This is a genomic window from Balneola sp. (assembly GCA_003712055.1).
In the GTDB taxonomy this organism is placed as follows: domain Bacteria; phylum Bacteroidota; class Rhodothermia; order Balneolales; family Balneolaceae; genus RHLJ01.
In genome coordinates this window covers 292,023-318,262 of the sequence record RHLJ01000002.1, presented here as the reverse complement: position 1 = coordinate 318,262, position 26,240 = coordinate 292,023, and the positions used below count along the sequence as shown (strand labels likewise).

At 41.9% G+C, this 26,240-nt stretch carries 13 protein-coding genes; 2 read left to right on the top strand and 11 right to left on the bottom strand.

Features of this window, described 5'->3' with window-relative positions:
* From ED557_06340 to ED557_06295, 10 genes are all read right to left on the bottom strand, one after another.
* Nucleotides 1-987, bottom strand: coding sequence for an L-glyceraldehyde 3-phosphate reductase (locus ED557_06340; protein RNC84593.1), 987 nt, complete (start codon nucleotides 985-987; stop codon nucleotides 1-3).
* Between the two features lie 312 nt (nucleotides 988-1,299).
* The gene (locus tag ED557_06335) at nucleotides 1,300-2,286 is read right to left on the bottom strand and encodes a sugar phosphate isomerase/epimerase (GenBank protein ID RNC84592.1); all 987 of its coding nucleotides are present in this window, start codon (nucleotides 2,284-2,286) and stop codon (nucleotides 1,300-1,302) included.
* Nucleotides 2,287-2,465: 179 nt separating this feature from the next.
* Nucleotides 2,466-3,632 carry a beta-mannosidase gene (locus ED557_06330; protein ID RNC84591.1) on the bottom strand — a complete coding sequence of 389 codons (1,167 nt, stop codon included), beginning with the start codon at nucleotides 3,630-3,632 and terminating at the stop codon, nucleotides 2,466-2,468.
* Entirely contained in the window at nucleotides 3,629-5,380 is a 1,752-nt protein-coding gene (locus tag ED557_06325) for a hypothetical protein (GenBank protein RNC84590.1), read from the bottom strand. The genes ED557_06330 and ED557_06325 overlap by 4 nt, the downstream gene beginning before the upstream one ends.
* A 16-nt stretch (nucleotides 5,381-5,396) precedes the next feature.
* Nucleotides 5,397-8,135, bottom strand: coding sequence for a T9SS C-terminal target domain-containing protein (locus ED557_06320; protein RNC84589.1), 2,739 nt, complete (start codon nucleotides 8,133-8,135; stop codon nucleotides 5,397-5,399).
* 23 nt (nucleotides 8,136-8,158) lie between these two features.
* On the bottom strand, nucleotides 8,159-9,403 hold the full coding sequence (locus ED557_06315; GenBank protein RNC84588.1) for an N-acyl-D-glucosamine 2-epimerase: 1,245 nt from the start codon (nucleotides 9,401-9,403) through the stop codon (nucleotides 8,159-8,161).
* Nucleotides 9,404-9,413: 10 nt separating this feature from the next.
* The gene (locus ED557_06310) at nucleotides 9,414-10,589 is read right to left on the bottom strand and encodes a glycosidase (GenBank protein RNC84587.1); all 1,176 of its coding nucleotides are present in this window, start codon (nucleotides 10,587-10,589) and stop codon (nucleotides 9,414-9,416) included.
* A gap of 17 nt (nucleotides 10,590-10,606) precedes the next feature.
* Nucleotides 10,607-12,433 (bottom strand): sodium:solute symporter, encoded by a 1,827-nt coding sequence (locus tag ED557_06305; protein ID RNC84586.1) that lies wholly within the window; start codon nucleotides 12,431-12,433, stop codon nucleotides 10,607-10,609.
* 122 nt (nucleotides 12,434-12,555) lie between these two features.
* On the bottom strand, nucleotides 12,556-12,951 hold the full coding sequence (locus ED557_06300) for a T9SS C-terminal target domain-containing protein (protein RNC84806.1): 396 nt from the start codon (nucleotides 12,949-12,951) through the stop codon (nucleotides 12,556-12,558).
* Between the two features lie 2,388 nt (nucleotides 12,952-15,339).
* Nucleotides 15,340-18,510, bottom strand: coding sequence for a TonB-dependent receptor (locus ED557_06295; GenBank protein ID RNC84585.1), 3,171 nt, complete (start codon nucleotides 18,508-18,510; stop codon nucleotides 15,340-15,342).
* A 282-nt stretch (nucleotides 18,511-18,792) separates the two neighbouring features.
* Here ED557_06295 and ED557_06290 point away from each other — a divergent pair, with 282 nt between their 5' ends.
* Nucleotides 18,793-20,028: an ROK family transcriptional regulator gene (locus ED557_06290; GenBank protein RNC84584.1), complete on the top strand. Its 1,236-nt coding sequence runs from the start codon at nucleotides 18,793-18,795 to the stop codon at nucleotides 20,026-20,028.
* A gap of 31 nt (nucleotides 20,029-20,059) precedes the next feature.
* Here ED557_06290 and ED557_06285 read toward each other — a convergent pair whose 3' ends face one another.
* The gene (locus tag ED557_06285; GenBank protein ID RNC84805.1) at nucleotides 20,060-22,186 is read right to left on the bottom strand and encodes a Na-K-Cl cotransporter; all 2,127 of its coding nucleotides are present in this window, start codon (nucleotides 22,184-22,186) and stop codon (nucleotides 20,060-20,062) included.
* Between the two features lie 268 nt (nucleotides 22,187-22,454).
* Here ED557_06285 and ED557_06280 point away from each other — a divergent pair, with 268 nt between their 5' ends.
* A complete protein-coding gene (locus tag ED557_06280) occupies nucleotides 22,455-26,234 on the top strand; it encodes a carbohydrate-binding protein (protein ID RNC84583.1) in 3,780 nt (1,259 codons plus the stop codon).
* Nucleotides 26,235-26,240: the final 6 nt, after the last annotated feature.

The following is a 26,240-nucleotide window of genomic DNA, read 5'->3' as shown; positions in this document are numbered from 1 at the left end:
TTAATTACTAGCTAAAATTACTTCAATTTCATCCAATTCGTCGGCACTAAGTTCCAGGTTATTCAGCGCTGCAAGGTTATCTTCGAGCTGCTTAACACTGCTTATACCTATAAGTGCAGTAGTTACTTCTTTTTTTCGAAGAACCCAAACCAGCGCCAATTGAGCCAGACTCTGTCCGCGATGTTCGGCTATGGCATTTAAACTCATAATTTGCTCCAGTCGTTTCGCCGTTAAATCTTCTGGCTGGAGAAATCCATCAGGATCAGCTAATCTTGAACCTTCCGGCACCCCATTTATGTACTTATTGGTTAATAGACCCTGGGCAAGTGGGGAAAAAGGAATACTCCCAATGCCTTCCTCAGCAAGTACATCAAACAATCGTTCTTCGGGTTCACGAACGAACATATTGTATTTAGGCTGATGGATAACCACAGGAACTCCCCATGACTTCAACATTTGAATCGCTTCTTGAGCAAGTTCCCCCGGATAGTTTGAAATTCCTACATATAGCGCTCTTCCTGACTGCACAATGAATTCAAGGGCTCGCATACTTTCTTCAAGTGGGGTACTGCGATGTGGGACGTGATGATAGAAGATGTCTACATAGTCGAGCCCCATACGTTTCAGGCTTTGATCACAGCTTGATATCAAGTATTTGCGGGAGCCACCTGACCCATAGGGACCCGGCCACATGCCAAAACCGGCCTTACTGGAAATAATTAATTCATCTCTTCGGCCTGCAAAGACTGTTTTCAGTGCCCTTCCAAATTGTTCCTCAGCACTACCCGGAGGAGGACCATAGTTATTAGCCAGATCGAAATGGGTAATGCCTCGTTCAAATGCCAGGCTAAGCATTTCATCTATTTTATCTTCGGATTGAGTTCCTCCGAAATTATGCCACAATCCTAATGATAGAATAGGTAAAAAAAGGCCGCTGTTTCCACATTTACGATATGGAATTTGATCGTACTGAGGGGTTTTAATCATGTTTATTCTCCAAAATTGTTGGAGCTTAAAGTAAAGCGAATTCGGTATAAAATCTTCTTAGTAACCTTTAAAATGATTTTAAAAGTAGTCCTGAAGTACTGCTTGCGGGTGCAGAATTATCTAGTCATTCTGAACGAAAGTGAAGAATCTAAACGGGTAGGTTTACCCGATAAGATCCTTCGCAAGTATGCTCAGGATGACAATTGAATGAGTGTGCATGGGATCGATACTCCAAACAACCGAGATCGCGTACCATGATCCCTAACTTATCTACGCAAAATCCAGGGTTTAAAACTATTTTCGATTGAATAGTTAGTCTGTGGGATATGTTTTTTCTATAAGGTCTTTTGTGGCAAGTATGCCTTCTTCCTCGGTCATTCTACTACCTTCATATTCCACACAAATGTATTCATCATAACCGGATGCTTTCACGATCTTCATCATTCGCGTGTAGTCGATGGAGGTCTCGTATCCCTGAATGTCAAATGCATGAGTTTTTGCACTTACCGATTTGGCATAAGGCATCAGTTTTTCAACTCCTTCATAACGATTATATACATCCCCATCTCCCCAAATAAAGTCTTCAGAAAAAGTGAAGTTATCAAAATCGACTACAGTGCCTAGCAATTCATGATCGGCCAACTCAATAGTTTCTACCAGCCAATCTGCATGACTCGACATACCACCATGGTTTTCTATTAACACATATAGTTCAAACTCCTCGGCTTTTTCTGCCAATTGTCGCAAGCCTTCTGCTGCCAGTTTTTTTTGCTCTGCATAAGAACCCATGCTAAAAGCGTTAATTCTCATGTATGGGCAGCCTATATGTTTGGAAGCTTCCATCCATTTATAATGATTCTCGATCGCTTTAGTTCTTTCCTTAGAATCCGGATGACCAATAAAGCCTTCCTCATCTACCATAATGAGGATATTCTTAACCCCTTCTGAATCTGTTCTATTCTTAAGCTCATTAAGGAATACCTTATCCTGAGCATGACCAAAAATCAGTGAGTTAACATATTCAACGGCACCAAAGCCAAGTTCTTTCGCTCTCTTTGGGAAATCCAGGGGATGTAATTCTCCTTGCCATAGCTTATCGGGATCTGAATGCAGTAATCGTTGCCATTCCTGGTAATTATCCTTCGACTTACCAAAAATGGCACGGTGTAATGCCCATTGAGAAAGAGATAGTTTTAACTCGGACCTAATCGATTTTTTTGACTTAAATAGAGCAATTTTTCCAATTGATGCCCCAGCTAAAGCGAGTGTGGTATTTGATAAGAAACTCTTTCTATCCATGGTTTTTATGATTTATTTAATGCAGGTCCGGATTAATAATATTCTTCATTTTTCTCCTTCTACAGTCATCCTGAGCATACTTGCGAAGGATCTTATCGGGTAAACCTACCCGTTTAGATTCTTCGGTGGTAACCTCAGAATGACATCAAAAAAAGACCATTCTTCATAATGATCTCACGTTAGTTTAACGAATACAGATCTGGCAATTCATCTTCAAACACAAATAGCTCATGATCACGGAATGTTTTCATATCGGGCGCGCTATCATGACCAGGATGAGAAGCATAAAAGTGATCTCGTTGTTCGCGTTCGTAATTCGCATTTCTCCAGGTGAGTATATAGGCAATTCCCTTTGCTTTTGGATTATTTGTGAAAGATGGAATTACCTGGTTACTCCACCACAAAGGGTCGGGAATAGCTTCTACTCCTGTTTCAGAAAGAGCAGCAATTTTATTTCTCTTTTCGGCTTCTTCAACTAACCAAGCCAACTCATTACTGAACTCAGAAGGATCTCTGCCATTCATACTTCCATAGTCGTCCATTCCCAAAACATCAACATAGTCATCGCCGGGGTATTTATTCATATAGTTCGAAAATTCTCTTCCAGCCTGATTATCTGGCGAATAAGCATAAAGCAGATTATGAATTCCTTTCTCATCTCTTAAATATTCAACAGTAAATCTCCAGAGTGTGATATAGTCTTCCACTGACGTTTGCTCCTCTCCCCACCAAAACCAGGAACCGGTATGTTCATGATACGGTCTAAAAATAACAGGTATTGCCTCCCCGCTTTCTCCTTTTAGATCAGAGACGAAATCGGCAAAGACATCGAGCCATCCTTTAAATTTCTCATGTTGTTCACCACCAGGTATAATAGCAGCTACAGCGGGAGTTTTATCCCAGGTGTTTCCATCTGTAACCGGGTGATTCATATGCCAACTAATGGTGATAATACCTCCTCGCTCGTATCCCTCCTTAATCCAGCGCTTCATATTGTCCCATTCGATATTATCAAGATTGGTGGTTTTGTCGATCTGCCGGATATCACCTACATCCCAACCATATACCGCAGGATAAGAGCCTGTTACTTCTTTCACGTCTGATCTCCCGGATTCAGCCCACCATGAATAGCCATAAGCCAGATCATCCTGATGGCCGTACAACACTTTTGTTTGGGCCAATTCTTTCAGGTTTTTATATAAAGCTTTGGTTTCAGCGGTAGCTTCCTTATCGATGAGGAGATCGCTCTCATCCTCAACAGGAGTTATTTGAGTTTGACAGGCAAAGAATAACATTGCCGATATAAGAATTAGAGAATGTCTTCCAAATGATTTCATAGCATTCAATTGCTCTTCGTTAGCATTAGTGATTTAAGTTCGATTCCTGGTTTACCTGAAACCGGAATAGCAGAAAGATTAATTTTTTGGGTTCCTTCTTCCAGAGTAAGAGTGCCCAAAGAAATGGTTGTCCATTCCTTTTCATATACTTCACCTCTGGAAACGCGATCAGGGCTAGGTATTAATTCCGGGTCATATGCCTGGCTGATGATTACAGATACTTCTTCAGTATTAGTTGAGGCCTTTAGCTCTAGTCCCTCACTTCCTTCAGGTATGGTATAAGCAATGCTTAATTCGAAAACTGATGACTGAACAACCTCAATATCCCACCAGACCTTATCCCTGGGGTTGTTCCAGTTTACCAACCAGTCGTTACTCCATCCGGAGCTTCCTTCAAATTCAATCCCTCCTGAAAACGTGCTTTCTACTGCCGGAAGAACTACAGTTGGTGATTCATTATAACCCACAGGAATAGATCTACTAGAAGGAAGTTCTCTGGTGACTTCAGTGAACCAAGATTCATATACCTTGCTGAATTGTTCGACCAGTTCCTGTTCTTCACCTGCGATATCCTCACGTTGAGAAGGATCCTGAAGCATATCATATAACTCCCAGGAGTCTCCATACCTGACTGCACGGTAACGGTTATTTCTAACAGAGGCTGGAAATTGTTCTAAGGAGTCCCATCTGGATTGATGAGTAAATAGATAACGATCTTCCCAGACAGGGTTTTCGTCAAAAATAAGCGGAGCAAAACTCCTGCCATCTATTTCGTTTTGCTCTTCAAATTCAATACCTGTCAGTTCAGCAATAGAAGGTAGAAAATCAATATGCGCCGTTAATTCTTCTACAATTTTACCTGCAGGAATTTTATCAGGCCACTTAATGAATAATGGTACTCGTACTCCACCTTCGTCTACTTTGGCCTTCCATCCTTTCATCTCTCCGTTAAAACGATCTCCGCCATTCGGACCATTATCAGTCATAAAAATGACTATGGTGTTTTCGGTTAATTTCAATTCCTCAAGTTTATCTGTGATCCGCCCAATATTGTCATCGATATTTTCCACCATCCCGTAAACCGAGGCATTTTTATCGTCCAGTCCTTTCGCTTTGTATTTATCGTAATATTGGTCCGGTACCTGAAAAGGACTATGCGGAGCGTTATAAGGAATGAAGGCCAGAAACGGTTCATCCTGGTTTTTCTCAATAAAGGAAAGTGCTGAATCAGTGAGAACATCGGTTATGAACCCATCTGTTTGAACCCATTCCCCATTGTATTCCAGTTCCGTATCGAAGTAGTTGTTCCAGTGTCCCATTTTGAATCCAAAAAAAGTATCAAAACCCTGTCCATTTGGATCCATTGGGTAATGGGAGCCATTATGCCACTTCCCGAACAAACCGGTTTGGTAGCCTGCTTCTTTAAATACTTCGCCGAAAGTGACCTCTTCTGGTCGCATATTCTCCAGCCCGTAAGTTACCCACTGAGTGCCTGTTCTCAGGTGATCACGTCCTGTTAATAAACTGGCTCTAGTAGGCGCACAAACCGGGCTTACAAAAAAGCGATCGAAGCGAGCACCCGCCATTGCAAGTGCGTCGAGATTTGGAGTATCAATAGTGGGATTACCATGACTGGCTATGTCTCCCCAACCCTGATCATCGGTAAGAATGATGATGACATTTGGGCGATTATCTAATTGAGATTTTGCGCAATTATTCAGGAAAACGAGTAAAACACAAAACGCTAGATATTTCATCCTCACTCATCAGTTTTTATTTGATCAGAATCATTTTCCTGGTCAGAATCTCATTTCCTACTATCAACTGATAAAAATAAACCCCTGTTGCTGCATCTGCAGCATTCCATGTTATGGTATGACTTCCTGATGATTGCTGAGCATCTACCAGAGTGGCAACTTCCTGGCCTAATGCATTATAGATTTTAAGATTTACCCGAGATAAAGCCGGTAAAGAGTAAGAGATATTGGTAGTAGGATTGAAAGGATTGGGGTAGTTCTGAAAGAGTTTAGCCTGAGTAGGTATCTCAAGTTCGGTCTCAGTATCAACGGTTACCCCCTCAATTACGATTTCGAGATAATCAAAATCCATCCATCCCCAAAAATGATCGATACTGATAGACTCAATTACTTCATCAAAGGTTTGTACTGTGGTTAAATCTTGCCAAACATTGATTGGTTCATTAAAAATGAGCGTGTCAACCAGCTCCCCATTGATGGCAAATTTCTGTTCTTTATATCCATAGGGAAGGTAATACCTAACGGTCATTTGGTATTCATCCCCTTCTGGGAGGTTCAGGTTATTCCAGGTAATACTTCCGCTTCCTTCCATAGCCACCGAAGCATTATTACTTGCTCCCGGCCGGTCAAATTGCCTGGTAGTTTCGCCAGATATACTTGCTGTTTCTGCTTCAAGCCTTAGCAAAAAGATATCCGTCCTCCCTTCAATGGTGATAGATTCTGACTGAACTACAAATCCTTCTTCATCTCTCGCCTTTACATAAATCTCATGTTCTCCCTCTTCAATATCAGAGAGCACTAAGGAATAAGGTGCGGTATTGTCCACTCCAACAGAATCACCATTAAGGAAAAAAGCAACATGAGTAATGTCCTCTGTTTCATCCTCAGCTTCTACAACAATGGTAGTTGAGCCACCCACAGGAATGCCTTTCCCATTTTCGGGGGAGCTTATTTCCACCACTGGTGGCTGTGTTATGGATACCGCACCACGTACTTCGAACTCCCACATAGAGTGACCAAATTCGAGAGAGCGAGCATCCCCTTGCATTCGAACAAATCGAGCCAGTTTTGGGGTATCAAAGGCGATAGAGTCGATTCCTCCATCCGAACTGTTTTCAGAATAGACTGTTGTCCAGTTAATTCCATCAAAAGAGGTTTGAATATCATAGTTGGTTGAGTAGGCTGCTTCCCAATTAAAAAGAACCGAGCCTACTTCATGTGCAGCTTCTAAGTCTACATCAATCCATTCGCTATCGGGGTCTTTATCGGTATTAGGATCAATTTCAGTAGTTCCGGTTCCATCACTCCATGCACTACTCCATCGGGTGTTTTCATCTCCATCAAAAGCAAAAGATGATACCAGAGGAGTGCCACAACAGGTCTCAAATGTTGAAGCTCTGGAAGGCTTATTTAGCGCACGATTAATTAAACCTGCGGGAAGGACCTGGATAGTTACATAAGCGGAATCTTTATCTCCCTCAGCTCCCGTACCTATCAATTCGTATTCAGTAGTTTCTGTAGGAGCTACAATCATAGACCCGACACTATCTACTACCTCACCATTTATAGTCACCTCAACAGTGTTCAATACATCCCAGCTGAGTTGAGATTGTCCACCTTCTTCAATCTCACCCAATGATGCTTCAAATTTTCGAATGGAAGGAATTACACTAAAAATTCGCACTTCAGAGGTGTACAAACTATCCATGTAATGCATTTGATCCAGAGCCCTTAACCAGCTTGGCCCATAATTCCCCCGGTTTTGATACCAATCTACCCATTGCCAAACTAATGCTCCGGCATACCCTCTCTGGAATAGGGTTTCATACATATCTTCTTGAGGCACTCCAAAAAGATCGTCTTCGGGGACTCCGAACTCACCTACAACAACAGGCTTATCTAGCCCCCATGAACTTTTATCATGATGAAATGGAGAAAGAGCTGTTCCAGCCCAATCGTAATAGTGAACCATATAGAAGTCCAGGATCCCTAAACTGTCACCACCAGCTGCAATTAGTTCTTCGTCGGAGTAATAGTTTTTTGAAACCGAGCTATTGGTGGTAGCCAAAGAATGAAAACTCCAGGAACCGTTTGATACAAGCGCATCAGGATCAGTTCTATGAATGGCTCCTGCCGTTTGATTGACAAATCGTTGAATTGCAGACATGGGAACATGACGATTAAAATCCCATCCGAACTCATTACTCATCCCTTCTGGTTCATTAAAGATTTCCCAAGCTAATAAAGCCGGGTGATCGCCAAGTGCCTCTACCATAGGTACTAATGCATTTTCGATATACACTTCTGTCAGTGTGGAATCTTCGAGTAATGCTTTAGCACGATCCGTAATCGTAGTACCATTTTCGATCCTAAGCATGTCGAATGACCACAGGCAAAGAATCATACTTACATTATTTTCCCATGCTAAATCCAGGATATTCTCCAGATCCTCAATGGTACCATCTCCCAAACCGGTAACATTATTTCCACTCCAGGTAGGAGTTGTTCCTCCGGTAATATGAACCCAGAAACGCATTGCGTTCCCACCATTCTCCTGAACCTGTTGAAACATGGCTTCAAAATCATCCAGAGCAGTATTTCCAGGTCCCACATCGCTGGCAAAATTGACCCAGGCTATGTTTCCACCATTAAGCCAAAGTTCCTGATCGTTATAGGAAATCCTGTTATCAGACTGTGACCAGGCAAAGGAGGTAAAAATGATTGATATAGTAATGGCTAAAACTGTCCTCTTCATAATCCTGCGATAAGTGTTTTATACTAACCTAATTTCTCTTCTACAAAAACGGGTTCTCTTTTGAGTAAGGCTTTTACTCTTCTATTCACTTCAAAAATTGTTCTCATATTATGGTATGGCCCTTTCCATGCACGGACCTTATCCAGCTGCGAATAAGGGGTGCCTTCTCTTGAGGTCTTCTCGAACCATTCCCCATATTTTCTGTCAATCAGATGCTGCTTTATAAACATCCAGGAATTTCCTGCTGCTTCCAGAAATTTTATATCTCCTGATATTTCGTAGGCATTCAAAAACCCAACAATAGCTTCCGCTTGTGGCCACCAATCTTTGTCTGTATCAGTGTACCCTTTAGGATTAGCCTCGTTAATAAGCGCGCCGTCGCTATCAATACCATTTCCTATTACGGCATTAGCTATCGATACAGCATATTGTCTGGTTACGTCAATCAGGTGTTCATCCCCGATTACTTCTGCTGCTTCTACGAGTAACCAGCTAGACTCTATATCATGTCCATATGATATTTGCTTAGATCTGGGGCTCCAATCTAAGCCAAAGAAATTGATCAGGCTTGTCCTTTCCGGGTTGATGATGTAATCACAAAAGTAGTGAATCAGCGAAGCCAATTTATCTTTCAACTTTTCGGAGGGAGCATATCGATACAAATTGGTATAAGCTTCAAGAATATGAAGATGAGTATTCATACTCTTTGGTTCATTTTCGTCTTTCTCGCTTAAACGAACATCTTCATTAAGCTCCCATTCCCGGCTATATGCTTCAAAATAACCACCATAGGTTGAATCAACCGAATGTTTTTCGATGAGTGAGTAAATATTGTAAGCCAGTTTTAAGGCTTCGTGATTATTGAATGCAGAGTAATATTCTACCAGTCCGTAAATCCCAAAAGCTTGCGTATAGATGTGTTTTTTGGGATCAACCACCTCACCTTTGGAATCAATCATCCAGAAGAAGCCGCCATATTTTTCATCCATGAAGTATGTATTGAAATACTCATAGGCCCTTAGGGCAACATTGGATAATTTTTTGGAAGGGTATTGCTTGTAAGCGGCTGAGAGAGCCCAAAGTATTCGGGCGTTTAGAATACCTCCTTTATCGGCATCGTACACTTTCACATTTTCGGAGGTAACTCTTCCTATGAACCCGCCATTCTTATCATCGATGGCAAATTCAGTCCAAAATGGGAGCAGATTTTGCTTGAACTCAAGCTCAAGCTCCTTTTGAAGTTTAGTAAGAATTAGTTCTCCATTCATTTTCTTTCAGTTACACCAATACGTTGTTGCCTTCCACTATCTTTTTAACGGTTTCAACACTGGTAGCTGATCTATATCCATCTTCAGGAGTGTTTACTGTGTAGTCAACTAACTGAGCAATGCTTGTTTCTGCTACGTGCATACGGGTATCTGATGAAGCGTAATAGACATACACCTTGTCATCGTCATCGCGAATCCAGCCATTAGCAAAGGCTACATTGGATACATCACCAACCCGTTCTTCACCTAAAGGGGCAATAAAATGTCCTCCAGGTCGATGTATTACTTTCGAAGGATCATCCAGTGACGTCATAAATACATAGAGTACATATCTAAGACCTGCGGCTGTATTCCTTACGCCATGTGCCAGATGTAACCAGCCTTTGTCGGTTTTCAGTGGCGCCGGGCCTTGCCCGTTCTTCACTTCTTTTATGGTATGATAGATACGTTCATCAATAACTTGTTCAACATCCACACTTGCCGGATTCATCGAATCTGATAAAGCCCAGCCTATTCCCCCTCCTTTTCCGGCATCGATAAAGCCATCTTGAGGACGTGTGTAAAGCGCGTATTTACCATTCACGAATTCAGGGTGCAACACCACATTGCGCTGCTGTTCAGAATTTGTTTTCAGATCCGGAAGGCGCTCCCAATGAACCAGATCTTTTGTTCTTGCTATACCTGCCTGTGCTACTGCACTGCTCGTGTCGCTTGCAGGAACACGAGTATCTTTACGTTCCGTACAGAATATGCCATAGATCCAACCGTCCTCATGTTCGGTTAGCCTCATGTCATAAATGTTGGTATCAGGAATATCAGTTTCGGGCATAGTTATGGGCTCATCCCTAAATACAAATCCTTCAGTGGGAGAATCACTCTCGGCCACAGCGAAAAAGGATTTTCGGTCGTTACCTTCTACCCTTACCACTAGCACATATTTACCACCAAACTTGATGGCTCCGGCATTAAACGCCGCATTTATTCCAAACCGCTCCATTAAAAAAGGATTCGTTTCAGGGTTGAAATCATATCTCCAGGTTAAAGGAGTATGCTCAGCAGTAACTACCGGATTTTGGTAGCGCTTATATATTCCATTCCCTATATCCTCGGCATGATTTTTTTTACTAAGCAGTGCTATATGTGCTGCCTGTAGCTTTTGTTTTCGTGTATGAAAAATTTCTGACATGAGTTTCTCTTTGACGTTTATGCTGGAAGCTTATCGAACCAGGTTTTCTTGAGGATGTATGAGGTGATTATGGCAATACCTATACTTATTGCAAGCGGTACTGCTTCCATTAACACTAGATACACTGGGAAGATTACTAATGCTGTTTGCCAGATGGTTCCAATCACAACATTGAACATGTCCGATTTAAAACCAGTATTCTTCACAAAATTAGGATCTTCTGCTACAACTTTATCGTGAATAGGCTTCCAGAAACCCCATGGTTTAACTGTTTTGTAGAATTTTTTGAGGACTTCTTCCTCTACCGGCGGAGCGGTGAAGGTTCCTATCAAACAGGCAATTACTGAAATGAGGAGCATGAGTGGAAAGGTGTAGGTGTCCAGTACTCCTTCGAAAATAAATCTAAAGGTAAGCGCAGGAATTAAGCCTCCAACCATACCCCAGAAAAAGCCATTTCCGTTGAATCGCCACCAGTACCATTTAAGTACGTTGGCAGCTACATAACTGCCATAAAGGCCACCCACAATCCATTGAAGTACGTCATTAACATCCTTCGCAAAAAAGCCCAGTACAATACTAAAGATCACCATCCCCAAACCTGCCACGTAATTCATGGTTTGGATCTTGGCATTTTCTGCTTTTGGATTCACATATTTGATATAAATATCATTAACCAGGTAAGCCTGAGCTGCATTTAAGGTTCCGGCAAAGGTTGACATGAAAGCTGCTAATAAACCAGCTAGCAATAGTCCAAGGAAACCAACCGGAACAAATTGACTGATAGCTGATGGGAGTATTTGTTCGAAATCGAGACCTCGTCCGGGTACCATCAAGTCTAATTCTTCAAAGAAGAGAAGTCCAAGAACTGCAAAACCAGCGATCATGAAGTACCGGATTGGCATCAGGATTACAGATACTGATCCACTCATTAATGCGGCTTCACGCTCTGATTTGGTAGACAGGATTTTCTGCATATCATAATTAGGAGCCGGACCTGCCAAACTCACCAACACCCCTTTGAAAATCATCATCATAAAGAGCACGGAAAACAGAGAGAAGCCATCGTCTCTAATTTTCTGGTTCACCTCGGGAATAATCGCTGTCCAGTCCATATTCAATTCCCAGCCAAAGAATGGACTAATCCATCCTTCCGGAATGACCAGGGTACTTTCAGAAAGCGCCATCATTGCGATGACCCCAATCACAATACTTGAAATTGCCATAATGATGAACTGAATCAGATCTGCCCAAACTATACTCATCATCCCTCCTAATAAGGAGTAGAAGATGGCAAAGCAGGTAAACACAATCCCGTAGAAATGTGGAACGTATTCCAAAGGAATATCCAGCGGGATATACATGCTAAGGAATTCCCATGGAATAAAAATCTCAACAAATTTACCCAGTCCAATAAAACCGTAGGTCAGGTATCCGAGCCCCATAATGAGTGCGAATACCACTACAATAACATGTGATTTTTTGGCCCCTCCAGAAAAACCAAATCGAGTGCCTATCCACTCTGCTCCTGTGGTTACATTTGAGCGACGAAGCCACATCGAAAGGAATACCATCAAGAATATTTGATTGAATACCGGCCATAGCCAGGGCAACCAGATACTTTTCAGGCCATACACAAACAAGATGGTAACCAACCACACTGTTCCGGATATATCGAACATCCCAGAGGCATTTGAAAGCCCCAGCATGTACCAGGGAAGTTGTTTTCCTCCCAGCAGATAGGATTCTTTGGATTGCTGTGCCTTCTTTTTAAGTGCAAAACCTATTACTACAGTGGCGAGTAAGTAGGCCAGTACAATAAGAGCGTCAATTAAGTGGAGTTTCATGAGAGACTAGTTAGGGTTTAGATAAACCGCCGTATTTAACGATGATAAACCCCAGGTACAAATTAAAAGTGAATGGCGGGTTCAACCGCCATTCAATAATCAGTATATGATTTAGAATAATGCTACTTGATAAGTGTCATTCTACGTTGAAGTGTAAATTCACCAGCTTTTAGCTGATAGAAATACACTCCTGATGCTAAAGATCTTGCATCAAATCTTACCGTGTGGTTTCCTGCTGTTCTTGAATCGTCAACAAGCGTAGCTACTTTTTGACCTAGCAGGTTGTATACGGTTAGTTGTACATCTGAAGCTACTGGTAAGGTAAAGTTGATATTTGTAGAAGGGTTAAATGGATTCGGGTAGTTTTGAGAAAGAGCGAATCCACTAGGAGTTTCTACAGGCTCATTGGAAACACCTACAGTAGTTTCTTTGATCAAATCAACGAAATCGATATTAGCCGCATTACCTGATACTTCTAGTGAAAGAGTTCCACCATCATGGGCGAAAGCGTCTGACATGTGGAAGGTACCTGAAGTAGGTAATGTTGTGGTTTGAACTTCTTCTCCGTTTATAGAGTAGCTAACATCTGCATCTGCTTCGGTAGAGAAGAATACCTGTACTCTATATGTACCAGCATCAAACTCTCCTCCGCCAAAATCAACAGTTACAGATCCGTTATCTCCTAAAGTCACAGACTTAAAACGAGAAGGGATGCCTTCTACATCTTCACCGTTCATTTCTGTTTGACCACCTGCTGTTACCTGAGAATAGTCAGCGTTAAGAGGAGTAAGTTCTGCAATTACATTTTCAGTACCTGCTTCTACTACTTCAATACCAGCGAATCCCTGGAATCCCCAAGATGGCTCTAGACGAATAGTATTTGTTCCTTCAACAAGAACAAGACCATCGGTAGTGCTTTCATGGAGCGCAGAATTTTCAATTTTGGTAACTGTCCACTCATTAGTTGCCATTCCTTGGTGTGGGTTTGCACAACCACCTTGTCCGCCTTCAGCATCCCAGATATACTCACCATAGTTCAAGCAATCCTTGATGCTAACGCCGTTCACAAATACACGCTGGCCACGAACACCATTGCCATTCAGGTTGGTAGTAACGTTTAGGTCAGAAGCTCCGGCAGTAGCTGTAAATTCCCATTCTATATAACCTGCAGATTGGAAGTCCAAGAATGCAAAGCCGTCAAAAGAGAAGACATCTGCGGTACCACTTGTGGTTCCATCTTCAGCTTCAGAGTTTCCTACAACATCCAGTTCAATAACCGCACCAGCAAGTGCCTGAACATCAGCAATATAGGTGCTTTTATTTGCTTCCCAGTCAGCACGTGCACCATCATGGTAGTTTAAGTTACCTACAGGAAGTCCGTCTGTACCGGCAGTTAAATATGTTTCATCTGTATATGAAAAGTCACCAGGATTCAAGGCATCTGGAAGAACACTCTGAACACTGAAACTAGCAGGATCTGGATCTCTACCTGGATCCCAACCGTAATAAGTAAATGGATTTTGACGTGCTTCACGAAGATCGCGAATGTTATCGATCATTAAAGAAACGATATCTTCTAAAGGCACCTGAGTTTCTGGATAAGATAAGTTCCCTTCAAAATCTCTTACTTCTGGAGCAGTGGTATAAGCTACAAGGCCAGGATCTGTTCCATCCCAATTGTTCGCTCTGTAGAAGCCACCAAGATCTTGAGTTGCATCGAAGGTATCGAACATAGAGTCAGCCTCTGTGTTGAAAATCGGCTGTGCATTGATAGAATCAGCATAGTATGCAGCAAATGCGGGGTCTCTCCAGTGAGCGTTGTTTGTATAAACAACTCGTCTTCCTAAATCCGGGAATCCAACGCCTGGAGCTACTGGAGCAACAGCGAAAAATCCAGTAAACGGATAGTCTCTGCTAGGATCATTAATGTTATCTCCAAATCCTTCACCATGCCAGTAGTAGTTAATAAACAGGTTGTTTGCAACATATCCTTCTTTCCAGAAGTTACCTGCATTAAACAGACGACCTACATTAATAACTGTGTTGTGCATGAAACGAGTATAGTTAATCGGACCTGCTTCAGATTGAAGAATGGTCATCCCAATATTCATGTATGTATTATTTTCAACTACAAGTGTATCTGCACCTGCCTCGAAGCGGATACCACGACCTTCCCATTGCTGGGTCTTATTGGTCTGGTTTCTGAACACGTTATCATAGAAGTACACTTTGTTGTTACCGCTATCGAAACCAAAGAGAGCGAAATCGGTTTGCTCAAAAATACTGTTCTTTACAACGATTCTGGCACCATCGGCACCCACACGAATAGGAAGGTAGTTACCTGTGCTTCCACCGTCATCCATACCCGTCATAAACACACCGTCAAGAGTAAGATCACCCTGAACAGTCATTAAACGAGCTGATGAACCACCTAACTCATCTGTTTTGATCTGAATCTTAGCTGGCCCAAAGTAATTTTCGGCTCCAACTTCTTCTTCGGTTTGAGTACGGATTCTCAAATGAAAACCATTGTTCTCAATTGGATCTATGTTCATGTACATACCTCCTGTTTCCAGGATATACACACGATCCGAGTGCTTTCTTCCCCCGTTCAGGGTATCGTTAGCAACGGTGTTCCTTAGAGCATTGTTAATCGGAACAAAATCTCCGCCGTGATATGCTACCTCACACTCAGCTACTGTCTCAGAGCATACTGTAAAATCCTGCGCAACAGCGTCAGAAGTCAGCATGCCAAACACAGCAAAAAGTGCTATAGCAATGAGTTTGTAATTGTTTTTCATGTTTTCTCCAATCTAGGTTTGATTAGGTTTTAGTTTTCTGTTTGATATTTACTGAGTTGAATAGAAATCATTCTTTCTTCTGAGCAAACATCCTGTTAGAAATTCTTAGAACCTGAGCCTCACGCCCAAATCCATTGTAAATCCATAGTATTGAACAAAGCTTGTACTGCCAAAGCCCCTACTACTGTCTCCTTCTCCATCACCAATTAAATTCCGATCCGGAGTACTGGTGAGGTTACTAAAGTTGCCATATAATTCTATCGCTTCTCCAAGGCTTTGCTTTAGTGTGATGTCCCATCTTCGGTACTCATCAGAGAAAGAATCCTGAACTGGCCTGGTTACACTTACCATACCTGTCAATCTATCCCCCTGAAATAGATACGAGAATCTGCCTGAGAAGCCTTTATAATCATAGCCTAATGTCACATTTAACAAATGTGCGGGCTGATCAAAAGCCCTACCTGTCCGTGTTGAATCACCATATACAGGAATACTGGTTTGAAAGGGTGTACCGCAGGCAGAAACGCATAGAGTACCTGTCTGTATCGTTGTTCGATAAGAAGTCTCTGAAAACATCCGGGTATAATTGATGTTTAATACCAAGCCTTTTAATACAGAAGGCAAATACCAGAAATTAGTTTGCCAGTCGAACTCTACTCCCCAAACTTCTGTATCGAAAGGAGCATTTTCATAGGTTGTAATGGAAGTACCATTCCCTGCCCATTCATTATCTCCTCCAAATGGAATGTTCAGGTTTTCAGCTTCTTCTGCGGTGAGTGTATCCTGCGCGGTTAAAAACCTTCTCGTCCAAATCGGAAGGTCTGAAATTGTTTTCTGAAACCCTGAAACGGTAAATAAACCAACATGATTCTGATAAACCGATGCTGAAAGATCATAGTTGACCGATTCAGAAGGCTTCAATGCTGAGTTATTGGCCGTTATTGCATTATTTTGAACATCCCAATTTGCTCTTGGTATATATAAAGTGAAATCAGGGCGGGCTAAAGTTTCTGTATAGGCCGCTCTTATTTTCAACCATTCATTAGGATCCACCTGTAAATGAAACATAGGCAGGATGAAATTGTAATCTCTTTCTATCTCGATATCTTCAGCAAACTGAACGCTGGGTACGTTTTGTGTATAAATAACATTAAACCTTTCTGTCTGATAAGTTGAATAGTCATTCTCCCATCGCACGCCCGGAATAAAGGTTACATACTGTCCAAGGCTTATTTCCGACATGATATACGCTGCACCATATCGTTCATTGCCTGTGTAGTCATTTGCTCTACTTGAGAAGGGACTTTCCAGCATAGCATCCTGACTACCCAACATACAGTTGTCAGCTGCATCTAGAAACCGTTGCATATCAGAAACTCCTGGAGCATATCCGATTGGAAATCCATCTCCACCTTCACCGGTCAGAAAATTGTTTCTATCATATCCAGTATTGAAATAAGTAATAGGTATGTATGGAGAAAAAGCAGTTTCATTATTAACTACCAGCTCATCGAATAAATTAAATCCGTTAATTGAGCCCGTTTGCTCAAAAATACACCTCATTAATTCCTCTTCATTACCCCCTTCTCCAGTTACTTCATTATAGTCCTGGTAAGTCATGTACGCCCAATTCCTGTCTTTTCCTTCCTGATCATTGCTTCGATCAAGCCATCTAAGTTTTCCGCCAAACTTTACATGCCCATTTATCTGGTCATTCAAATCAAATGGTAGAGTAAAATTGATTTGGTTTGTATAATTGATTTCTTCTTGCCTTAAACTATTTATAGAAGTAGCTCCAAGTACGGTAATAGTATCATTAGGCTGAACAAAAGGAAGTACTCCAATAGGCTGAACACCAAGAGTATCTAAGGGCCAAATCGGAACTCCATTTTCGTCCTGTACAAATTCAGCTATAGAAGATTCCATTCTAAACTGTACGAAATAGTCGCGAGGGTTCTTTGTGAGAGAGCTCGATCGGGATATTCCTCCGTCAACCCTAATCCATTCAAAATCTTTTTCGAAGCTTAATCCGGTCGTTAATATTTCGGTTGTTCCCTCAAAGATGGATAGATCATTTCCTGCTCTTCCATTGACGTTAAAAATATTATTCGTTCGCGTATGGCCATCATTTTTTTGACGGTTGTAAAAAATATTCCCCGTAATCTTTCCATCAGGAATCTTATAATCGAAAAGGGCGCTTCCTCCTATCCTGCTCCTTAAGTTGAAGTACTCTTGAGCATTTACAGATTGTATCAGAAGACCATCTATAACATTTGTTGTAGGGTTTGTGAAAGTATCATAACCTACGTTCAACTGATCAGCACTTCGATCATATTGATCTGCACTAAAGGTTGCTATATAGCCCAGATTACTATCGAAAAGCCGATCACTAATTGATGCGTTAATTTTGTAATTCTCATAATACTCCTGAAGTTCGGTATACCCTCCTTGCAGGTTCGCATTCCACTGGAAGCCTTCCGGGGCTTCGCGTAATTTCAAGTCCACTGAACCTGCAATAGCATCTCCATCCATATCCGGGGTAATTGCCTTTTTCACTTCGATTCCATCCAGCATATTTGAGGAAATCAAAGATAAATCCACACTTCGATCATCTGAACCAGTTGAAGGAATTCGAACACCATTTACAGTTATGGAGCTAAATTTAGGAGACAAGCCACGAATCAATACCTTATTGGCCTCACCACCATCCCTTTGAATAGCTACACCCGGAAGTCGACCTATAGATTCTGCAGCGTTTACATCCGGTATGTCCTGTATTCTATCTTTGGATACGATATTGGAGATTGTATTCGATTGCAACTGTTGGTTAATAGCGGCTACCTGCCCTCTGGCCTGAGCAGTAATAGTTACTTCTTCACCTTGTACCCCTTCCCATTCCAGGATGATTTCAATTTCAACAGTTTCCCCATCCGTAATTTCAATTTCAATTTCTCTTGTTTTGAACCCTAGATAAGAAACAACAAGAGTTTGAACTCCTGCATCAATACCTCTAATGGTGAAATCACCGTCTACATCAGATGCATCTCCTTTGAGAGTTCCCTTGATAAGGACACTCGCTCCAATCAAAGGCTCATTGGTACCCGCTTCTAATACTTTCCCTGTTACACTCCCTGTAAAGGCTTTTTCTGTTGAAATTTCACGAAGCGCTTCCAGCTTTTCAGCCTCAAAAAAGACAGTTTCTAATGAATTTGAGTATCCAACTTGAGAAACGAAAAAGATGATAACTAAAAGTGAAAAAATTGAAGTCCTGGTCATTCGGGATAAAAGTTTGGTTAGGAGTAGTTCAAATGCTGTTTTCCTAAAAACTGATCTTTATTTAAAATAGCAACCACAATATCCAACAATTACTAAATCAAATTGAACAAAAATAGATTAATCAATTCAATTTATTAAATCAACCAAATTTTATGGAAACGCTTCCTTATTTTTCGATTCTCCCTTCATTAAACAGAAATGCATAGTTAGAGCCAATTTTCTTTTCCCATTTTTTTTTGGAAGGATTCTTTTTTATTCTCCGCGGGCTAATTCACCTTACTTATTAAACTCACTTTAGTAATTAGTAATTTGTTAACGGGGACTAATCTTACATACACCAAAGCGTACAATTTTCGCATTGTATTCGAAACGATACGTTTGTTTGGTCCCATTTCAAGGGCAGATGTCGCACGAAGAACCAGCCTTACTGCTCAAACGGTTTCCAATATTGTGTCTCGGTTGTTGGACCAAAACTTTGTACAGGAAGGGAAGAAACTCCAAAAACAGCGTGGAGCTCCATCAACTACCCTGGAAGTGAATCCGGAAGGGGCTTATTCAGTTGGTTTGGATTTTAACCGAGACCACTTAACCGGTATCCTTGTAGATCTCGCAGGTACTTTGAAGACTAAAATATTCTATGAAGTAGATTCTCCGCATCCGGAAGAAGCAATAAAACTTATGGTTTCTACTATCCAGCAGCTTACGGCTTCTGAAGAGGTTAAAAGATCTCACTTTTGCGGAGTAGGTATTTGTATTCCTGGTCCTCTTGAGATTAATAAGAATAACGAGATCAGTAACACCATTAACCCAAAGGCTTTTCCGAACTGGAAACATGTACCTATCGGAGAAATGCTTAAAGAGCATATTAATGCTCCCCTTTTCATAGATAATAATGCCTCTGCTGCAACTATTGGTGAGCGTTGGTATGGCGCCGGAAAAAACATCTCCAATTTTGTATATGCATTCTTTGGAGTAGGTCTTGGTGGAGGATTAGTTTTAAACGGAAACCTTTATGAGGGTCAAAATCAGAATGCAGGAGAATTTGGTTATCTCCCTTATTATGGCGAAAAAAGTCCCCTCAGTGATTCCGACCAACCACACATTGGAGAACATTTCGATTTAAAGAAGCTCTACAAATGGCTCCAGCAATTCGGTGTTAAAGCCAATCGCCCTGAAGACCTTGGCTATTTATATGAAGACAAGAATGAGTACTTCATGAGCTGGCTTGAGTCAGCCAAACAGTATCTGGCTGAGATATTTTTAATTGCTGAGTATTTCATTGATATGGAAGTAGTAATTCTAGGAGGGCGAATTCCTACTGCAATACTGGAGGATATTGCCAGTGTACTTCCTGATAAAATTGCTTCCTATCGTAAAGAGCTTAAAACTTCTTCTCCTATCTTTCAATGTGGTACAGCCGGATCTGATGCTGCTGCTCTGGGAGCCGCAACCCTGCCAATGTTTGATTTGTTCGCGGCTCAGGCTGATGTGCTAATTAAGAATAACTCCTCCGACTAATCAGGCAGAACTAAGCTTCCTGATTAATGCACTATGTATCTGTCATAGTATCATTAGGAATCAGTACTTCACCAAATGAAATTTCCTGGCCTGCAAGTACAAAAGCAGTAGTTGGCATATCTTCCGTTAAAGAGAGCATATTGTCGTAGTAAGAAGTAAAATCATCTTCGGGGGTAGCCATTCCAAGCATGATCAAATCTGCCGCCTGTGATTCTCTCTTAAAAATCTCACCAAAAGCTTCCCCATTAGATACAATTACGTGGATGCTGGCCTCAAATCGAATTTGATCGACAATGCCTTTCATATTGGATTCAATCTCTTCCACAGCCTCTTCATTCTCAACGATTATCTTCAGATTTATCTCAGCATTTTTCCATGAAAGACTATTTTGGAGCATATAAACAAGAATCATCATAAGCCCGCCATTTCCTTTGAAACCACCCCACCATACATCTATGCGTTGTACTTTCTTTGCCCTTCCGAACTCGTTTTTATGAGAAAACTCCCCTCCATGAATTAGCACTACGTTTCTCTTCATTTCATAAAACTTGCGTACCATCCCGCAATATTGCTCCCTGATATCCGGGTTTTCACTTCCCCCAAGAACAATGGTGTTTGGAACCAATTTCCCCATACCATAAGCTTCAACCAATTTCACCGATCCTAAAAAAGGATCACTGGATGAGACTACTCTCACCAAAGCACTTATGGCTCTCTTTTTTAGAAAATTCCCAATCTCATCTTCCATACGTTCCCTGCGTTGATGCGATATATTTTCATCAGGAAACACAGTTGCTACCGTTAATATCCCACGATTGTGGGTTAACGAATTTGCAAAATCAATAAGGTACCAGCGCTTTCTGGGCGAACCTGAAAGTACCAGGGGTCTTGGCCTCCAGGTTTTAGGTTCATAATCATCACTAAGTTTTAGGAGTACTTCCCGAATTACCGCCATTAGTAATCCGTTTTTAACATTACCCCATACCGATGTTAATTCCCTCCTTTCCAACCAAAAGAAAATGACCCCGACAAACATAAGTGCTATTAAGGTAGCCGTCAGATTGATGAGGAACATCACCGAAAAACAACCCACCGCCCCTAATAATGATATTGCCCAATGGACTTTAAATGTTGGCCGAAATGAAGGGCTATCGAGTAATTTCTCAATTCCGGCAGCGAGGTTGATTACCCCATAGGTAGTAAGAAAAAACATAGAAAGTATAGGAGCGATTAAATTCAAATCACCAAACCAAACCGCTACCAACGCTACCCCCATTGTAAAGATGGTACCCAACCGGGGCTCTTCATCCTGTCCGCTTCCCTTACCCAGCCATGACAGCCAGCCCGGTAATATCTTATCCTTTGCCAATGCCTGGAGTACTCTGGGGCCTCCTAAAATACTACCTACCGCGCTCGAGAGTGTAGCACCCCAAACTCCCAATAAAATTGCATCTCCCCAAAATGCCATCTTCCGCATTATTAATGGATCTGAAATTAGATCTTCAGGTACTGCCCTAAAGGCAAGGATTAGAACCAATCCGATGTAGATCAGGTACCCAACTCCAATAGCCGCAAATGTTCCTGATGGGATGGACTTCGTTGGATTCTTCAAATCTCCCGACATATTCACGCCAGCCATTATCCCTGTAACAGCAGGAAAGAAAACCGCAAAAACTACCCAAAAAGGTTCTCTATTGGTCAATACAGAAGTAGCAGGTTCGGATGCTTCAACGGGGCTCCCAAAAACCAATGAGAGAAGAGAAATTCCAATCGCAAGCATAATCACATACTGTACCCTGATAGCTGCCCGAGCTGAAATTAATGCCAGCGCAGTAACTCCAAGAGTAGTAATTACCCCAACCCAACGTACGTCCAATTCAGGGAATACTCCAACCACACTTTCAGCAAAACCCACTACATATAATGCCACTGATAAGGCCAAAGCGATATATAATGGAATTCCTATCGCTCCTCCCGACTCAATTCCCAGCGATCGACTAATCATATAATAGGCTCCACCAATTCGAACCCTTTGGTCAGTGGCTATAGCAGCTACTGACAAGCTTGTCAAAAAAGTAATGGAGGTTGCGAGCGTAACAATAATAAGACTATTAACCAGGCCAACATTACCAACTACCCAGCCAAATCGGAGGTACATAATTACCCCGAGAATAGTAAGAATGGATGGAGTAAAAACTCCTGCAAATGTACCTAAGCCACCTTCCTTGGCTTTTATGGTTTCCTGTACATTACCAACGGTTTGCTTGCCCAAAAATCAGATGCATTATTTAAATCGGAGTGATGATACTAAGGGTTATACTCTGCAACAAGGTGAGAATTTTTATCTCTTTTAAAAAAAAGATAAATGGCTTATCTATAAGGCTGGAAAACCCCTTCCAGAGATTAATAAACATAGATTACCCATCATGAAAAAGGCTACGATATTTCTTTTCGCCATTCTGATTTCTTCATATAGCTTAGCTGCTGAACTCCATACGTTTAAAGTGCTCGTCTTCTCAAAAACGGCTGGCTTTAGGCATAGCTCGATAGACGAAGGGATTGCTGCAATTCAACAACTTGGCCTGGATAACGACTTTGAAGTAGACGCAACTGAAGACGCTTCCGCCTTTACCTTTGCAAATCTAATACAATATGATGCAGTAATTTTCCTGAGTACAACAGGTGATATATTAGATGCAGATCAACAAACTGCATTTGAGCAATATATCCAGAGCGGCGGTGGATTTGTCGGCATTCACGCCGCATCTGATACCGAATATGACTGGCCATGGTATGGAGAACTCGTTGGGGCTTATTTTGCTAGTCATCCTCCTGGTACCACCGAAGCTACCATTGAAGTAGCCGATAAAAATCATCCCTCTACCGAAGGTTTGCCCGATTACTGGGTACGAACTGATGAGTGGTATAATTTCCAGGACAACCCCAGAGGTGATGTGCATGTACTGGCTACTCTTGACGAGGGCACTTTTTCAGGGGGAACCATGGGATATGATCACCCCATTGCATGGATGCACGATTATGATGGCGGCCGTGCATGGTATACTGCCGGAGGTCATACCGAAGAAAGTTACTCCGAAGCATTATTTCTTGAGCACATTCTTGGTGGAATTCTTTATGCCAGCGGTGATGTAAGCGGCAGTTTTGATGCCAGTTCTGAAGATAAATACCAGGTTACTGTAGTCGACAACAATCCTGTTAATCCAATGGCATTAGCCGTTCTTCCAAACTTAGATGTACTATACATTGAGCGTGGAGGTACTTTAAAACTAAGAGATATTGAAACGGGCATTATCTCAGAAGTAGGACAACTAAGTGTAGATTCAGGTCGCGAAGATGGATTAATCGGGATCGTACTTGATCCTGATTTTGAAACCAATTCATGGGTATATCTATTCTACTCGCCCTCGGCTGTGGTTGAACAGAGGGTGTCTCGGTTTGAATTTGTTGATGATGAGCTTGATCTCTCAACTGAAGAAATCATACTCCAGATCCCTGTCCAGAGAGACCAGTGTTGCCACTCAGGAGGCGACATGGAATTCGACCACAATGGAAATCTATTCATTACTACTGGTGATAATGTGAATCCATTCGCCTCTGACGGGTATACTCCAATTGATGAACAATCAGGGCGTTCTGCCTGGGACGCTCAAGGTACTTCAGCTAACACGAATGACTTGCGTGGTAAAATCCTTAGAATTCATCCTGAAGATGATGGAACATACACCATCCCTGATGGAAATCTATTTGCCAATGCTGAAGACGGATTACCTGAGATTTATGTAATGGGAACAAGAAACCCATTTCGAATAGCCGTTAATAAGGCCACCAGTGAATTGGTTTGGGGAGATGTGGGACCAGATGCTGGTGGAGATAGTGGAACCCGGGGTCCTCGTGGGTATGACGAATTTAACCGGACATCTACTGCGGGTAATTTTGGATGGCCATATTGTATTGCTGATAATCAGGCCTACATTGATTATGATTTTGCCACCAGTACTTCTGGCAGCGCCTTTGATTGTTCAAATCCGGTCAATAATTCTCCAAACAACACAGGATCTACCACCCTTCCTGTGGCGCAACCTGCATGGTTATACTATCCTTATGGAGATTCCGACGAGTGGCCCGAACTTGGATCTGAAAACGCCCGGACTGCTATTGGTGGAGCCTACTATTTTTATGATTCTACCAATGTTGAGACTGGTAGCTTTCCTCAATACTACGACAGCACACTCTTTATTCTTGAATGGACCCGAAACTGGATCAAAGAAGTTCGCTTTGACGAAGACGGCAACCTGCTTCAAATTAACTCATTCCTTGATGGACTAACACTCAATCGTCCTATTGATATGGACTTTGGCCCTGATGGTGCCATGTATATAATTGAATGGGGAACAGGGTTCGGTGGCGGAAATGACGATGCCCGAATCATTAAAATCCAATATGTAGAAAATCTTGCTAACCGAGCTCCTTTTGCTATTGCATCCGCCTCAGTTACAAGTGGTCCTGCTCCACTGGAAGTTAATTTTAACGGAAGCTTATCCACTGACCCGGATAATGATGATCTTAACTACTCCTGGGATTTTGATGAAGATGATATAGAAGATTCCGGCGAAACCAATCCAACTTTCACCTATACCGAAAATGGCTCCTATGTTGCTAAGCTAACGGTTACTGATCCAGATGGAGAATTTGCAGTAGCCCAGGTTAATATTATTGTTGGAAATAGTGCGCCTACAGTCACAATAAGTGAACCGATTAACGGTGGGTTTTATGAAGATGGTGATATTATTGAATACACAATATCGGTAACCGATCCTGAAGAAGGTTCTACCGAAGATGGTATAGATTGCAATGATGTGGTGGTTGAACCTTCTATTGGTCATGACGATCATGCACACGGTGTTGGAGCCACTACCGGATGTACAGGGAGTTTTTTAACCGAGCCCCATGGAGACGGACCTGATAATGTATTCTATGTTCTGAATGCAGAGTATACCGACAACGGCGGTGATGTAGGAGCATCACTAACTGGAAATGCTACCATCATCCTCAATCAAAAGAAAAAGCAGGCGCAACACTCATTAGAGTTCAGCGATCTGCAAACCGAGTCTACGGGAGACTTCCTAGGTGGAGGATTAAATGTAGGCTTCGTTAATGACGGATCTTACCTGAGATTTGGCGCAATGAATTTTGAAGGAATTGAATACTTCACCGCACGATATGCTACCCAGCAAAATCCTGCTCAAATTGAAGTTCGTTTAGACAGCCCAACCGGAGAACTAATAGCTAGCACCCAAACTTCTATAACCGGAGGATGGCAAACCTATGACTATTTCACCTCTTCTCTGGATGCACCAGAAGGAACCCATGAGAATGTATATATTGTATTCTCAAACCCCGGACAATTCGGGATTGGAAACTTGAACTTCTTTGAATTTTTTGGAATAGGAGCAGCTAAAGAAAACCCTGACTCTCTGAAAGGATTAGCAGCTACCTATTACCCTAGCACTGATTTCACCGGAACCCCGGTAAAACGCCAGGAGCCAATGATAGCCTGGAACTGGGAAGGCGACTCACCTGCTGAAGGAATCCCTGCCGATGGTTTTAGTGCGCGATGGGAAGGTCAGATTGTAGCTCCAAGTTCTGGTCAATATTCTATAATTGCAGATGATGGAGGAGGAGATGTAGAAGTATGGATAGATGGAGAACGAAGAATATTCGGATTCATTAGCTCTTATACCACCGACCTTGTTGAAGGTGAGCCCATTGATATAGTAGTTGAGTACACTCATGAATCAGGCGACGCCTCTATGTACTTGCGTTGGTCAGGATCCAATCCTTCTAATGTGATCCACTCAGACTATCTTATCCCTGACCTGGAAGCTCTTCAGGTTTCAAATGAACTGGAAACGGAAAAACCCGGCAACTTCCAGCTTTCTCAAAATTACCCAAACCCATTCAATCCAAGCACCAATATCCAATTCAGCATCCCTAATGCCGGAAAAGTAAGCCTGGATATATTCAACCTGTTAGGTCAAACTGTGCAGGTGCTTGTTGATGAAGTTCGAAATGAAGGTACACACTCTGTGACCTTCGATGCCTCAGCATTATCCAGTGGGGTGTACTTCTATCAATTGGAATTTGATGGAAAAGTACTTTCGAAGCGAATGATTTTACTGAAATAAAACCGA